Raw genomic sequence first — 14726 nt, forward strand, 5'->3', positions numbered from 1 at the left:
TACAGAATATTTTTGGCATGAAAAGTTAAATTCTGTTAAAATCGACCCCTGATTTTAAAAAAATCCCCCCGATTTTAGCTTGGAGCAGTATAAAAAAATTTAGGCGGTGGATTTGGGCCACAACAGATGCTTTACCTGAAACCGGTATTCGTGTATAGTAAGTAAAGATTGTATTGTCGGTGAACAAAATAAATCGTAAAACCCGTTCATTCATAAGGAGGGTGTCATGATCAAAGCCATAGATATCATGGAAACCAATATTATCAGTGTCACCCCGGATACAGAGATACCCAGGGCGGTAAAAATCCTTTTAAACAATCATATCAATGGCGTCCCGGTAGTAAATGATAAAGAAGAACTGGTGGGAATCCTCTGCCAGAGCGACCTGATCTTCCAGCAGAAAGAAATGCCCATCCCCCCGATTTTCACCATCCTTGACAGTATTATTCCCCTGTCATCATCCAAAAAACTGGAAGACACTTTACAAAAAATATCAGCCGCAACCGTTGAACAGGCCATGATCAAAAACCCTGTTTCCGTGGCTGCGGACGCTCCTGTATCTGAAATTGCAACCCTTATGGTGGAAAAACATTTTCACACCATACCCGTCGTGGACGGCAAAAGACTTCTGGGCATTATCGGCAAAGAAGATGTTTTAAAGACCCTGATACCCAAAGAATGATCGACCATTGACACCCACATTTTCCATCCTCAATATCCGGTTGTTTATTGCCTTTAAAGTCCTGTTTAATTCAAGGTTCTACTATCCGGTCTTTACCATCCTGTTCCTTGATTTCGGCCTGACCGTGGCCCAATTTTCCATCCTGAACGCTGTCTGGGCTGCCACCATCGTCCTTGCCGAAGTCCCTTCAGGGGCGCTTGCCGATATTATCGGGAGAAAAAAACTGCTGGTTTTTGCGACATTCATCATGATTTTTGAGATCGGCATCATCAGTTTTATCCCCAAAACCGATCCTTCCGTTATTTTCATTGTTTTCCTGGTCAACCGTGTTCTGAGCGGCCTTGCAGAAGCTGCTGCCAGCGGGGCGGATGAAGCCATTGCCTATGATTCCCTGACTGCCCAAGGAGATCCTGCCCAATGGGGCAGAGTACTGGAAATCTTAATGCGATTTCAATCCATCGGGTTCATTGTTGCCATGAGTGTGGGTGCCGCCATTTATGACCCAAACCTGCTTGAAAAAATCTGCCGGTTTTTCGGCTTTGCCATAAGTCTTTCCCAGGAAACCACCATGCGGTTTCCATTATACCTTACCTTTATCCTGGCAATCTGTGCATTTGTCACAACCCTGAGAATGGAAGATCCGAATTCCGGTCCGTCTGCCTCTGATATAAAAACAGCACCGGTCCGACAGGCTTTCGGTTTGACGCTCAAGGCAGGCCTCTGGATTTTCAAAACCCCTTTTGCCCTGTCAGTCATCCTTTTCGGCATGCTGTTTGACGGCATTATCAGAATGATCATCACACTTTCCAGCCAGTACTACAGGATGATCGATTTGCCTGAATCCACCTTTGGCATCATTGGATCCCTTGTTGCCATGTTCGGGCTTGTAATTCCCAAAATGGCAAAAAAAATAACAGAGAAAAAATCGCCTTCATTTGCCCTCTGGATCACGGCCATATTGACCATTTCAGGTCTTTCTGCAATGAGTTTTTTCTGGCCCTATGCCGGGTTAATCCCTGCCCTGATCACTTTCAGCGCCATGTATTTCACTGGTTTCTTTGTCAGCTTTTATATCAACCAGATCACATCATCCGACCAGAGAGCAACCGTCTTGAGCTTTAAAGGCCTGGCCTATAATATCTCCTATGGTGTTCTGGGAATTCTTTATGCCCTTGTTTTAAAAATAAAAAAACAGGGCATCCAGTCAGAACATCTTGAAAATGCAGTTTTTGTAGACACCTTTTCCTGGTTCCCGATCACCTTTATTATCTGGTTTTTTATAGTATTGGCAATCTATGTTCTATGGCTGAAAAAGCCTTCGCCATCCCAACAGGATGAATAACAAAACAGACAGGGCTAAAAAAATTTTACCGGTAGATGCTTTTGAATAATGTATCCTTAACTTTCTGACTGGAAATTAATTTTTTTTGCGTTAAAAGGTTTTTTGCTGTATTTATAATGCATTGTTTTACTTATATAGATCACAATACTTAAAAATTTTTTCAAAATAACAAGGAGGAAACATGGGACTCAAAGAAGAGTTGGAAGAAAAAGCCGAGGAGTGTGACGCTCCGGAAGAATATATTGCCGTAGCAAAAGAGATTGTGGACGGACTTTCTGATAAAGAGTGGGCTGCCGAGCTTTTGGAAGAAGGTGCCGGCTGGGCTGAAACCTTTGAAGACTCAGTCGCATATGCTAAGGCCAGTTTCGATCTGCTTCAGGATGCAGAAGCTGCCGCTTCCCTTTTGGAACAGGGTAAAAACTTGTGCAGTTCAACAGAGGATTATTTAAAACTTGCTGCAGCTGCACAGGAGCTTAAGCTGGAAGATGTGTCTAAAGATATCATCGGCGCTGCAAGTACAAAATGTGTCAAGGTAACGGATTATCTGGAGTTAAGCGATCACATCGCCAAAGTCCTCAAAGACAAAGAGCTTGCAGAACAAACCATTGAAAAGGCATTTGATAAATGCTCAAAAGCCGATGATTTCGTACTGTTTGCAAAGTCTGTGATGGACATGTTCAAAGACAAGGACCGGGCTAAAAATGTATATGAAAAAGCAATGGAAAAGGCTTCAAAGGCAGATGATTTTATCGTCCTTGCAGCCGGTGTTGCGGCCGACCTTCAAGACAATGATCTTGCCCGAAAAATTTATGAAGGCGCCCTGGCATCCCTTGAATCCGGAGATGAACTGCTCAAATTTGCCCAAACCGTAAAAGGACAGCTGGATGATGCAGATTTTTTAATGTCAGTTTATCAGAAAGCAGAAACTGTTTTTAAAAATTTTTCAGATTATCTAAAACTTGCCAAAGCTGCATTTGAGAATACAGGGGATGCATCCTTTGCCTCTGCTGTTTATCAGAAAGCGGCTGCAACAAATCCGGACTGCGGCCAATTGGTTGACCTGGCCACTGCCCTGGCAAAAGATCTCAAAGACACGGATGCGGCTGTGCAGGTTCTCAAACAGGCTGAAGGGGCTGTAAAAACCAATGCAGACTTTATTAAAACAGCCCAGGCTATCCAGGACATTGTCACAGATGACGAAGCCTGGACATCGGCAATTTCTTTCCAGCTGGAAAAACGGGAGGAATTCAAAAATTTGTATGCGGATTTTATTTTAAGAGAACAAGAAAATAAAACCTGTTTCCCCATGCGGACACTAGCCCATGAAGTATTTGAAAAGACGGGTGACACATATTATACAGCCAAACTTTACAAACTTGCACAATCGCTTACCGTAAATTTCAACGATTTTATTAAGCTTGCTGTTGATATCCATTCGGACTTGGGGGATGAAACCTGGGTCAGGGACATCTATACCGGGCTCCTGGATAAATGTACCAGCTTCAGTTACTATGACGAACTGACCTGTGCCATTGTCGATACAATCAAAGATGAGACCTGGATTCGTGAGATCTATACTGGTATTGAAAATCAGAGCCAAAAAAATAGTGATCTTATCAAGCTCGCATCCATTGCAGTAAAAAAATTCAATGACAAGGAATGGGCGTCAACCCTGCTGGTCAAAGCCGAGGAAAACAGCCACAGTCTATTTGATTTCAGTTGTATCGCCGGAGCTGTTTCCAGCTGGATAGAGGATAAGGACTGGGCCGGAAAACTCTATAATTCTGCAGAGTCGCTCTGCCAATCCCAAAGTGATTATGCCCAACTGATCTCCCTTGTCAAACATCAGACATCCGATCAGATATTTTTGTCAAACATAATGCAGTCGGCCCGAAAAAAACTAACATCATTTGACGATCTGTTGTTTTTGGCAGAAATTTCTTTACTCCAGGTGAATGACCCTGATACTGCTGCGACAATCTACGCGGAAGCTGAAGGAAAAGCCCAGTCCAATCATATGCTTTCTAAACTGGGCACAAGCCTGAGCAGCCGAATGGATGATCCCAAATGGTCATCCAGGGTCTTACGGAAAATAAAATAACAAAAGAATAAATTATACTCTTTTATATAAGGGGTTTGTACTGAAAACAAAATTTTACAAACCCCTTTTTTCCTTTTTGGTCCCTTCCATTTTTTTTATAATTCAGATGTCAATTCGTCTGATGTCATGACCCTGAAAAGAGGGTATAATGGGTTTCTCCTGTACATATCCAGGCATTGCGCATGTATCTGTTCAGAAAAAGCAGTTGAGCAGTCTTCTAAGAGGACCGCCTTGAAATCATGGCACAGGGCATCCATGGCAGTGGTCAGGACGCAGAAATTTGTGGCGATCCCGGCTACGGCGCAAAGGGTAATCTTTTGGTCTTTGAGGATTTTTTCAAGACCGGTATCAAAAAAGGCTGAAAACCTTGGTTTGGGCAGCCAGAGATCTTCAGGTTCCATGTCAAGATCATTCACGACTTCAGCGCCTTTTGTTCCTTTGATGGCATGGGGATGCATCCTGCCCTTAAAAATAAAATCATCTTCGGCAAAGGCATCGGTTGAAAAAATAACAGGAAATCCTTGTTTGCGAAATTGCCTTATCAGGATATTGGTTGGGGGAATAATCTTTCTAGCCAGGGGGGTTATGGGATAATTATTTTCATCCTTAAAATAATCTTTCACCATATCAATGATGAGTAGTGCTGGTTTTTCTTCCATGATCGTTCCTCTGGGATAATTTTGTATGAAAAAAGAAAAACCACGGCAAGGGGCTGATTACCCCTTGCCGTGAAGAAAATTTTCGGGTTTTCGCTCAGGCACTACTTATTTTTCCAGACAGCCCTTCTTTTTTCCTCAAAACTTGCGATCCCTTCAAGGGTATCCTCTGTTTTCATCAAGGTTTTAAGAAAATAATTGCTGACCAGATCAACCCCCTGGAAAAAACTGGTTCCGATATGGCGTTTTACCGCCCGTTTATTGAGACGAATAATCAATGGGCTCGCATGACAGATCTGTTTCACCTGACCATCTACAACTTCCTGAAAATCATCCACAGATGCTACTTTGGATACAAAGCCAAGGTCTTTGGATTCCTGTGCCGAATAATTCTGGCCGGTGGTGACGATTTCAATGGCCTTGGCAGGGCCTACAAGCTCGGGAAGCCTTAACGCAGCATAGGGTGGGAAAAAACCAAGTTTAATCTCAGGCTGTCCAAAGATGGCTTTTTCAGATGCAATCACGATATCACAGGCAATGGCAACTTCCATACCGCCACCCAGGCATGCCCCGTTCACAGCGGCAATAATGGGTATATCAATCATATTTGTCAATTCAAAAATCCGGTTAAAGGTTGCCACCATTGCATCTACATTATCCGGTTTATGGTCTCCCACTTCCACGCCGGCACAAAAGCTTCTGCCTTCGCCTGTGATCACGACGCATTTGAGTTCATCATCTGCTGCGATCTTTTCAAGCTCTGCGTTGAGTTCATTCATCATGGGGATATCCAGGACATTGTGCTTGGGTCGATCAAGCGTTATCCTGGCAACCTGACCATTATTTTCAATTTTTATAAATTTAGGGTCTGCCATATTGGCCTCCTTGTTATATATTTTTTATAAAAGGCTTTATCCTCTGATAATCCTCGGCGTAATCATATGATGCTGCGGGCAGATGGATTTTGGATTCTGGTATGAAGCGCCTGCAAAGGCTTTCAAATAATCTCTAAGTGCGTTCATCTTCACCACTTCATCCACCATGCCATATTTTGCACAATAGGCCGGTCTTGAATTATCATGGTATTCCTGAGCCAACTTATTCATTTTTTCAATAATGGGTTCAAGAGAACGTCCGGCATCCTTTTCCTTGACAAGCCTTCTTGAAAAACTGGCTGCGGCGGCTGTTTCACCGTGCATAACATAAATTTCAGTTGTCCCCAACCCCAGGGTAAATGCATTGTGGCGGTTGGCGGTGGGACCGCCCATAACATAATGGGCTGCTGCGGTTCCCTTTCTTAAGGTTATCAGCATCATGGGCACATCTGTCTGCTGGATGGAATAAATCAATGACTGGCCAAGGCCTAAGAGTTCTGCCTTTTCAGCAATATCACCCACGTCAATACCGGACGTATCCTGGAACCAGATCACAGGAATCCTGTCCCGGCCGCATAGGGTGACAAATTCGTTCATTTTGATCAGACCCTGGCGGTAAAGCTTGCCGCCGATTCCGCCGTAGTCTGCATACTCTGGATAATCTTCTCCCAGCCAACCCTGGTTATTGCCAATCATACCCACAAGATATCCGTCCATTTTCACAAGGCCTGTATAAATCTCAGGTCCGTAATCCGGTCTGAATTCCATGTGTTCACTGCCGTCAACAAGACGGGCTATGATTTCTTTAAAATTATAAATCTGTTTCTGGTTATGGGGTATGAGACTATAGAGATCTTCTGCCGGGAACCTTGGAGATTTTGGCTCAGAAACCCTGAAAAATTTGGGATTATAGGCCGGCATATCTTTCATATAGTCTTTGAGCCCGTCAAGAACCCCTTTTTCTTCTTCATAGACATACCTGAAAAAACCGGTTTCATCATAGTGGATATCGACTGATCCCGGAGGTTTGGCCTTGTATTCTTTTGCAGATGAAATAAGCTGTTCCGCACCTTCCAGATCAAAATACCCTTTGGGAGACATGCCACTTAAGATTCCACCGCCGCCCACGGCAATATTACAATTTTTGTGGGCAAAAAGAATGGTCGGGCTGATGCCCTGGTATCCGCCGCCTGCCGGGTTTGTACCATAGATGCCGGCCAGTACGGGAATTCCCTCCTGCTCAAGTTCGGCGTGGCGGTAAAAAGTTGTACCGCTTCCCCTTCTGTTGGCATAGAACTTTTCCTGCTCTGTGAGTTTTACACCGCTGCAATTGACCAGCCAGACCAGGGGGATGTTCAGTCGTTTTGAAAGGTCGGTGGCTCTTAAAATATTTTCAGGCTGTCCCGGAAGCCAGGCACCGGCCATGACCTTATTATCAAATCCTGCGACAACACACCATTTGCCGGAAATCTTTGCCAGACCGTCAATGACATTTGTAGTGCCTTCAACATTATCTTCAGGATTGAACAGGGTGTGAAGGGGATTCCAGGTCCCCGGATCAACCAGATATTCAAGCCGCTGCCAAACTGTCATTACACCCCTTGCATTGATTTTTTCAGTCGGCATTCCGGCATTTTTTACTTTTTCGATTTCAACATCGATCCCGGCTTCCACTTCCTGGATATTTTCTACATTTTTTTGTGAACTTAATATTTGCCCTTTATTTAGCGCAACACCAAATTGTGCCATTTTTTCAAAATATTGTCTCATTCTCTACTCCCGATCAAAATAAATTATTATTTGAGATCAGTATCCCCTTAAAGGAGAACCAATCGCTCATCGTAAAATTTAACCCCACTTGACTTTAAGCTTTTCTTTAAGTATAGACCAAACTTGTCTTGTTTAAGAAAAAATCTTTTTCCGGCAAGAAAAGAACCATATATCGTTTGAATAAAGGAGGTAAAAATGAGCACAGAAATCTTGAGCCCCATGCCCGGTACAATTATACAGGTACATGTGAAAGAAGGCGACGATGTCATTGAGGGACAGGAACTTTTGGTCCTTGAAGCCATGAAAATGGAAAATCCCATTGTCTCAGCAGTTGCAGGCAAAGTAAAACAAGTCGATGTAAAAGTGGATGACAAAGTCGCCACCAAACAGCCGCTTCTTGTTGTTGAGTAACCATCAATACCTTGCATAGCAGATTTTGTATCTGCAGAGAGTGCCATCATTTATGCTCTCTGCATGATATAAAATTATTCATTGTCTTCTTTGTATAACCCTTTATCCATTTGACTTATCCGAATTGAAATATCAGCTCCGGACAATCTTTTCCATCCTGCTGTTTCACATAACGAAACAACGGTTTAATGCCGCTTAAAGATGAAATAAATCCCCTTCTTTGTCAAGCTATTTTTTAGCTATATTTTAACTTTTTTTCTTGACAAGTCTATCAAATTTTAGTTTATTCTACAATTTATGATATGAACCATATATTTTAATATATAAAACATTTTAGGATAACCGTTTAGGAGGAACAATGGATTTTAAACTATCAACCGAGCTTAAAATGCTTCAAAAAGAAATCAGAAACTTTGCTAAAAAACAAATCGAACCCTTTGCAGATGAATGGGATGAGAAACACCACTTTCCCATTGAAGAGGTTATGAGACCCCTTGGCGAACTGGGATTTTTCGGAACCGTCATTCCTGAAGAATACGGTGGAGAAGACATGGGTTTTCTGGCTGCAATGATTATTACCGAAGAACTTGCCAAGGTTTCTTCTTCATTAAGGGTCCAGGTCAACATGCAGGTCCTGGGATGTGCCTATACCATCTTTAAATATGGAAATGAAGAAGTCAAAAAAAAATATGTGGAAAAACTGTGTACCGCAGAATATATCGGCGGATTCGGCATTACTGAGTCTGATGCGGGTTCAGATGTTATGGCCATGGCTTCAACTGCTGAAGACAAAGGTGATCACTGGCTCTTAAACGGTTCCAAAACCTGGATCTCCAATGCCAATTATGCGGACGCTCTCCTCTACTATGCTTACACAGATAAAGCCGCTGGATCAAAAGGGCTTTCCGCCTTTGTTATCGAGCCTAAAAACTTTGCAGGAATCAAGACATCCGGTCTTGACAAACTGGGGTCTCATTCCTCACCCACAGGAGAGCTTTTTCTTGATAATGTTAAAGTGCCCAAGGAAAATATCCTGGGTGAACCCGGTGACGGTGCAAAGATAGTGTTCTCATCTTTGAACCAGACAAGACTATCGGCTGCTGCAGGTGGTGTAGGGCTTGCCCAGGCCTGTCTTGACGTGTCCACCAAATATTGCAATGAAAGAAAACAATTTGGCAAAAAAATCGGCACATTCCAGATGAACCAGGATATGATCGCCCAGATGACGGCTGAAATTGAAGCTGCCCGTCTTGTTGTCTATCAAGCCGCCTGGCAAAAAGACCAGGGCAAATTAAACAATGGTCGTGATGTGGCCATTGCAAAATATCTTGCCGGTGAAATCGCTACCAAATCCGCCAACTTTGCCATGAAAATCCTGGGTGCCTACGGATACTCCACAGAATATCCTGTTGCCAGATACTACAGGGATGCCCCGACCTATTCCATGGTTGAAGGGTCTACGAATATCTGCAAATGGATCATTGCACTGGATCAGCTTGGTATTAGAAAAGCCAACAGATAAACTAAAAAATTTCGTGAACTGCAATCCTTTTCCGCCTTTGGGTTGCTGCTCACAAAATCTTACCAAGGAGGCCAAGGTGGACCCAAAAGAAATTGCAAAAAAAACAGGTAAAACCGCAAAACTTTATTTTTCCACGGTTAAAGAAGAGGAAAAGCCGTACAACCTGTGGAGACATTTTGACAAGGGCCTTGCAAAAGACATGTCTCTGTATATCACAGGCCAGATGTATGCCAGGGAAAAGATCCCTCATCAAACACGGCAGCTCGTTACAGTGGCGGCTCTAACAGTTCTTTCAAAACCGGATGAACTCAAACTCCATACCCATGCGGCCCTGAATGTGGGATGCACAAAAGAAGAAATTGCAGAAGTGATTTTCCAGACCAGTATTTACGGGGGAGTGCCTGCTGCAAACACGGCTCTGACCGTTCTTAAGGAAGTTTTGGAAGAACGCGGGGAAGAATAAACCCCATCTTAAAAAATCATTTTACCCTAAGATTTTTCCCAGGAGGGTGTTCCAGATTCCATCGGGGCACCGCCTTTCAATAATGTGAACATTCTTCCGGGACAATGAATCCAATACTTTTTTAGTTTCGGAATTCAAAATCCCGGATAGGATAAACCACTTTTTCTCTAAAAGAAACGGGCTTTCTATCATATGGCGCATGATATCATAATGGATATTGGCAATTAGAAGATCACAGGGAATGGACATGATCTCTTCCCCTTTTGCCTGGAAAGCAAGAATCCGGTCTTCAAATCCATTGAGCCGGATATTGTTCAGGGTTGTTTTAACCGCCAGATGATTGAAATCACAGGCCATCACCTGTTTGCAGTCCAGCGCAGCTGCCCCGAGGGACAAAAGCCCGGTTCCCGTACCAATATCAAGAACCGATTGTATCCTGTAATTTGTACACAATCGATGAATTAAATAAAGACAGTCTTCTGTTGTCTGGTGTCTGCCCGTCCCAAATACCACGCCCGGATCAAGCAGAATTTGTTTTATGATTTCATCAGTGAAAGCAGGCTTGTTCCATGGCGGATAAATACACAGATCATTCACATAATAGGGTTCGATCTTATCTCCATGCCATTGTTCACCTGTCATTTCGTATGTGTCAACCAGGCTGATACCTTTATTCTTTTCAAGAATCTGTTCAACAATATCATCACAAAAAGAAGAAAAAAAAAGAAAAGAGATGTCTTCTTCCACCCATGTCCCAAGAAAGGCGTAATTGTTCTGAACCGTCTTGCTAATCTGCGGGACTCCGTCAAAATAATAAATATAAAGATGATGATACGGATTGATCATTTTACAAAATTTAAATTTGACAATTGCATAATAATGGAAAATAATCTTTATTGAATAAAAACTCAAGAAAGAGTTGATATCCATGAAATTCAAAAAAATCATTGTTCAGTTTGATGCTGAAAATTTGATTTTAGCCGAAGAGTTGATTTGTAACGTTTTCTTCTCATTCAATCTCAAAGGAGTGGTGTGTGATATCCCCCTGGATGAACCGGATGAAGGATTTGACACAAATACGCTGCCAAAACCTGAAATCTGCTCGATTACAGGCTTTCTCCCCTTGCTGGATTCGTCCGACATCATCCTTGAAAAAATAAGAGAAAAAGTCTCAACCCTGTCAAATTTAAATATTCAGGTTAACATCCAAACCGAAATCGTCGATGAAAAAGACTGGTCTGATGCCTGGAAGGTATATTTTGAAGTGACAAAGGTTACAGACAGGATAACAATAAAACCGGCATGGAAAGAGTATGATGCCGGGAAAGATGAGATTATTATTCACCTTGACCCGGGAATGGCATTTGGTACCGGGACACACCCGACTACCGCCATGTGTATTCAGATGATTGAAACATATCTTAAACCGGGTTCAACATTCCTTGATGTTGGAACGGGTTCCGGAATTTTGATGATTGCGGCTGCCAAACTCGGTGCAAAGTGCATAACAGGCATTGATACTGACGAGGTCGCCATAAAGGTGGCCCAACAAAATCTTGCCAAAAATGATATTGACCCCGGCATATGCGAACTCTTGTGTACAACCCTGGATGAAACAGACCGGGCACCCTACAATTTTATTGTTGCCAATATTATTGCCCAGGTCATTGTCGATATTCTGCCGGAGATATCAATAAGAATGACACCGGATACAACAATCATCCTCTCAGGCATTATCAAAGAGAGGAAAAGCAATGTATTGGCAGCACTTGAGGCCCATCATCTTTTTGTCGTCCATGAAGAATATAGGGATGAATGGGTCACCCTTGCAGTCAAAAAAACCAGACATTGAATAATATTGCTCCGGCATGATATACTATTTAAACGTATGAGGCTGCACATTTATTCAACCATACTGGAACTGGAAGAATGGAAAATTTTGTCCCGTCAGATAAATATATAAAAATAAAAACTATTGACGCCCACGCTGCCGGAGAGCCTTTCAGGGTAATCACTTCAGGGGTTCCGACACCGGTCGGGGATACGATTCTTGAAAAAAGAAGATACGCAAAAAAATACCTGGATTCCATCCGAAAAATCCTCATGTTTGAACCCAGAGGTCACGCTGACATGTACGGGTGTTTTGTCACGGAACCTGTGACAAAAGATGCGGATTTCGGGATTCTTTTTATCCATAATGAAGGATTTTCCACCATGTGCGGGCATGGCATTATCGCCATCACAACGGTTGCGGTTGAGACAGGCTTTGTCAAGATCAAAACTCCCGGCCAGAAAATCAGAATAGATACGCCGGCCGGTCTTGTGACGGCCATGCCCAATATGAACGGTGACCGTGTTGAATCCGTGACATTTGAAAATGTGCCCTCTTTTGCACCGGAACTGGATGCGGTTGTTGAGGTCCCGAAACTTGGAAAAGTCACCTATGACCTGGGGTTTGGCGGTGCGTTTTATGCTTTTGTCAATGCCCAAAAGCTTGGACTTTCGTGCACACCGGACTATTTCTCCGAACTTGTGGAAAAAGGCAGGAGGATCAAAAATGCCATTATGGCTTCAAAAAAAATTGTCCATCCATTTGAAGAAGACTTAAGCTTTTTATACGGGACGATCTTTGTGGACACTCCTGATCTTGAAAATGTCCATTCAAGGCATTGCTGCATCTTTGCCGAAGGGGAAGTTGACAGAAGCCCAACCGGAACCGGAGTGAGCGCAAGGCTTGCCATTCTCAATAAAAGAAATAAAATAAACCCGGGCGAAGATATTGTGATTAGCAGTATTATCAACACAAGTTTTACCGGCAGGATTGCCGGACTGACACAGGTTGGAAATCATACCGCTGTTCTTCCCAAAGTGACCGGCAGTGCATATATTACCGGCGTTCATGAATTTTTAATTGACCCGGATGATCCCTTAAATCAAGGATTTATTCTAAGGTAACGCCTGGGATTCATAAAAACACTGCCGAAACTTACGATTTCATCGGGACTGTTAAATCCATCACCATCACTGACATTTCCCGATAGCGGCAAGGCCTACTTCTTATTGAGCAGTATCACATCCTTTCCAACAAAGCTGAGGTCGGCATTAAAGCGCTGCGCTATGTATTCAAAAGTTGTCCGACTATAAAAGCAAATATGTGTCATGTCGCGAATATAGTGCCATTGACTGAAAGCGCGTTCATCAATTACCAGCTTGGTCATAATACCCAGCCAGCCGCCTCGTTTTAACATCTTAAACACTGTAGAAAAATCCCTGTCAGGGTCGCGCAGATGTTCCACCACTTCAGTGGCAGTAATGAAATCATACTTTTTATAAAACACCGAAGGATTAGTATAATAAAATGGATCATAGAGATCCATCTGATGACCTTTCTCTTCTAACAGGACCGACAGGGCCGGGCCCGGGCCGCAGCCAAAATCCAGTCCCTTTTGTTTTGAGTCCAGCTTCTCCAGCAGTGGCGTACTTAATCGAGATAAAAACCGGCGATAGCCCTGATCCCGGATATCGTTTTCATGCAAGTCATAGGTTGCCATTTCATCTTTGGCACTAAGCCAATAGCGTTTGGGGACAAAAACCAGCTGACAATAAAAACAGCGCCGGTAAATTCTTTTCTTATCCTCAAAAAACAACTCTAACTCTTTGCTGCTGCACAGAGGACAACAGGGCTCATATATGCCGGGCAGAATCACGCGACTTCAGTGGAGAATTGAACTTGATTCCGGCCCTGGTCTTTTGCCTTATACAGAGCCGTATCTGCATATTGGATTAATTTCTCATGGAAAACCAGACCAATCGTGTCTTCTGATGTTGCCACACCGAGGCTCAAGGTAACAACCCGGGAAGGCATTGATTTTTCATGTATTATTCCCATTTCTTCAATGTGTGACCGTATTCTTTCAGCGACATGCATTGCTCCATCAGATGCTGTTTTTGATAAAATAACAATAAATTCTTCACCGCCATACCGCGCACAAAAATCCCCGGGTCTTTTAAGGGAATTCTTTATGCCTTGCGCAACTTTTTTTAAGCATATATCTCCATTACTATGACCGTAAGTATCATTATACGCTTTGAAATTATCTATATCGCACATTATAATTGACAGCGGCTCCCGGTCTCTTTGGCTGCGGCTAAATTCTCTTGCCACAGTTGCTGAAAAACTCCGGCGATTTGGAATCTCGGTTAACGTATCAAATAAAGCTTGTCTTTTTATTATCTCATAGGCCCTGTTTAATTTTACTCCGAGAATAATGATGATGAATAAGCCGACACCGCCTGCCAACAAGTGGCCTGACAATAGAGGCCGCAGTGGTATTTCCATAGCAAACGGCAGTGTCACACTAATACCCCCTCGAATATCAGCTAGCTTATAGCCCTGTTCGGCATGGCATTTTAAACACGGTTTTTCAGTCTTTAGGGGAGCCATATAAAAAAAAGAAATCGTTGAACCTTCTTTGGTAAACATTCCCGCTTCTTTTACGCCTTTTTCAAAATCCTTTAAAGCTACTGCCTCTCTCTTTGTTGCCTTGTTTTGCGGACGAATTGGGTTAAGACTGGTTATATGAAAGTGAATATCTTTTTCCTCAACATCGATTTCTGATATTTGCCTTGTCATAAAAGCAGGATTCACTTTAGTAAGCGTCAAGTTGTCATTGACATCAATATCTCTCATTGGCACGTCAAGATATGGATTCGGTAAGGTCTTTTCGGTAACAGGGACATATATTCCCCCGTGACGAGCATTCCACTGACGAGTAATTATCATCTGATTAAAAAAACTTCTTCCTGTCTCAAGTGCAAGTCTTTCCTGTTCCTTTATCAGTTGTCTGTAATTCCAAAAAAAAGATAAAACAATTATCATTATCCACATAAAACTTAATAATAAT

General features: G+C 42.8%; 14 protein-coding genes. 8 read left to right on the forward strand and 6 right to left on the reverse strand.

Annotated features, from left to right (window positions below):
* The first annotated feature begins 226 nt into the window (after positions 1-226).
* The 3 genes from HGJ91_RS06445 (at position 227) to HGJ91_RS06455 (ending at position 4125) form a co-directional block, all read left to right on the forward strand.
* Entirely contained in the window at positions 227-682 is a 456-nt protein-coding gene (locus HGJ91_RS06445; RefSeq protein ID WP_291346889.1) for a CBS domain-containing protein, read from the forward strand.
* A gap of 7 nt (positions 683-689) precedes the next feature.
* A complete protein-coding gene (locus tag HGJ91_RS06450) occupies positions 690-2024 on the forward strand; it encodes an MFS transporter (RefSeq protein WP_291346890.1) in 1335 nt (444 codons plus the stop codon).
* A 181-nt stretch (positions 2025-2205) separates the two neighbouring features.
* Positions 2206-4125, forward strand: a complete 1920-nt coding sequence (locus HGJ91_RS06455) for a hypothetical protein (RefSeq protein WP_291346891.1) — start codon at positions 2206-2208, stop codon at positions 4123-4125.
* Between the two features lie 95 nt (positions 4126-4220).
* Here HGJ91_RS06455 and HGJ91_RS06460 read toward each other — a convergent pair whose 3' ends face one another.
* The 3 genes from HGJ91_RS06460 to HGJ91_RS06470 form a co-directional block, all read right to left on the reverse strand.
* On the reverse strand, positions 4221-4784 hold the full coding sequence (locus HGJ91_RS06460) for a cysteine hydrolase family protein (RefSeq protein WP_291346892.1): 564 nt from the start codon (positions 4782-4784) through the stop codon (positions 4221-4223).
* 101 nt (positions 4785-4885) lie between these two features.
* Positions 4886-5656, reverse strand: coding sequence for an enoyl-CoA hydratase/isomerase family protein (locus HGJ91_RS06465; RefSeq protein ID WP_291346893.1), 771 nt, complete (start codon positions 5654-5656; stop codon positions 4886-4888).
* A gap of 36 nt (positions 5657-5692) precedes the next feature.
* Positions 5693-7426 carry an acyl-CoA carboxylase subunit beta gene (locus HGJ91_RS06470; protein WP_291346894.1) on the reverse strand — a complete coding sequence of 578 codons (1734 nt, stop codon included), beginning with the start codon at positions 7424-7426 and terminating at the stop codon, positions 5693-5695.
* A gap of 195 nt (positions 7427-7621) precedes the next feature.
* On the opposite strand from HGJ91_RS06470, the gene HGJ91_RS06475 reads away from it, so the two are divergent.
* The 3 genes from HGJ91_RS06475 (at position 7622) to HGJ91_RS06485 (ending at position 9822) form a co-directional block, all read left to right on the forward strand.
* Positions 7622-7837 carry a biotin/lipoyl-containing protein gene (locus HGJ91_RS06475; protein WP_291346895.1) on the forward strand — a complete coding sequence of 72 codons (216 nt, stop codon included), beginning with the start codon at positions 7622-7624 and terminating at the stop codon, positions 7835-7837.
* A 358-nt stretch (positions 7838-8195) separates the two neighbouring features.
* A complete protein-coding gene (acd, locus tag HGJ91_RS06480; RefSeq protein ID WP_291346896.1) occupies positions 8196-9359 on the forward strand; it encodes a glutaryl-CoA dehydrogenase Acd in 1164 nt (387 codons plus the stop codon).
* Between the two features lie 76 nt (positions 9360-9435).
* Entirely contained in the window at positions 9436-9822 is a 387-nt protein-coding gene (locus HGJ91_RS06485; RefSeq protein ID WP_291346897.1) for a carboxymuconolactone decarboxylase family protein, read from the forward strand.
* 21 nt (positions 9823-9843) lie between these two features.
* Here HGJ91_RS06485 and HGJ91_RS06490 read toward each other — a convergent pair whose 3' ends face one another.
* Positions 9844-10734, reverse strand: a complete 891-nt coding sequence (locus tag HGJ91_RS06490) for a 50S ribosomal protein L11 methyltransferase (protein ID WP_291346898.1) — start codon at positions 10732-10734, stop codon at positions 9844-9846.
* Between the two features lie 16 nt (positions 10735-10750).
* Between HGJ91_RS06490 and prmA the strand changes: the two genes are divergently transcribed.
* Together prmA and HGJ91_RS06500 are read left to right on the forward strand one after the other, a co-directional pair.
* Positions 10751-11674 carry a 50S ribosomal protein L11 methyltransferase gene (gene prmA, locus HGJ91_RS06495; protein ID WP_291346899.1) on the forward strand — a complete coding sequence of 308 codons (924 nt, stop codon included), beginning with the start codon at positions 10751-10753 and terminating at the stop codon, positions 11672-11674.
* Between the two features lie 77 nt (positions 11675-11751).
* The gene (locus HGJ91_RS06500; protein WP_291346900.1) at positions 11752-12777 is read left to right on the forward strand and encodes a proline racemase family protein; all 1026 of its coding nucleotides are present in this window, start codon (positions 11752-11754) and stop codon (positions 12775-12777) included.
* A gap of 95 nt (positions 12778-12872) precedes the next feature.
* Here the strand turns inward: HGJ91_RS06500 and HGJ91_RS06505 are convergent, their stop codons facing one another.
* Positions 12873-13529, reverse strand: a complete 657-nt coding sequence (locus tag HGJ91_RS06505; RefSeq protein ID WP_291346901.1) for a class I SAM-dependent methyltransferase — start codon at positions 13527-13529, stop codon at positions 12873-12875.
* A partial coding sequence (locus HGJ91_RS06510) for a diguanylate cyclase (RefSeq protein WP_291346902.1) occupies positions 13526-14726 on the reverse strand: 1201 nt, incomplete at its 5' end. The genes HGJ91_RS06505 and HGJ91_RS06510, both read right to left, overlap by 4 nt.

Origin of the sequence: Desulfobacula sp., assembly GCF_014237455.1 — a bacterium.
In the GTDB taxonomy this organism is placed as follows: Bacteria; Desulfobacterota; Desulfobacteria; order Desulfobacterales; family Desulfobacteraceae; genus Desulfobacula.

Excerpts from the sequence above, each read along its gene's own strand:
- HGJ91_RS06465 (WP_291346893.1), bottom strand. The coding sequence starts at position 5,656 with ATGGCAGACCCTAAATTTATAAAAATTGAAAATAATGGTCAGGTTGCC.
- HGJ91_RS06475 (WP_291346895.1), top strand. The coding sequence starts at position 7,622 with ATGAGCACAGAAATCTTGAGCCCCATGCCCGGTACAATTATACAGGTA.
- HGJ91_RS06460 (WP_291346892.1), bottom strand. The coding sequence starts at position 4,784 with ATGGAAGAAAAACCAGCACTACTCATCATTGATATGGTGAAAGATTAT.
- acd (WP_291346896.1), top strand. The coding sequence starts at position 8,196 with ATGGATTTTAAACTATCAACCGAGCTTAAAATGCTTCAAAAAGAAATC.
- HGJ91_RS06470 (WP_291346894.1), bottom strand. The coding sequence starts at position 7,426 with ATGAGACAATATTTTGAAAAAATGGCACAATTTGGTGTTGCGCTAAAT.
- HGJ91_RS06445 (WP_291346889.1), top strand. The coding sequence starts at position 227 with ATGATCAAAGCCATAGATATCATGGAAACCAATATTATCAGTGTCACC.
- HGJ91_RS06455 (WP_291346891.1), top strand. The coding sequence starts at position 2,206 with ATGGGACTCAAAGAAGAGTTGGAAGAAAAAGCCGAGGAGTGTGACGCT.
- HGJ91_RS06500 (WP_291346900.1), top strand. The coding sequence starts at position 11,752 with ATGGAAAATTTTGTCCCGTCAGATAAATATATAAAAATAAAAACTATT.
- prmA (WP_291346899.1), top strand. The coding sequence starts at position 10,751 with ATGAAATTCAAAAAAATCATTGTTCAGTTTGATGCTGAAAATTTGATT.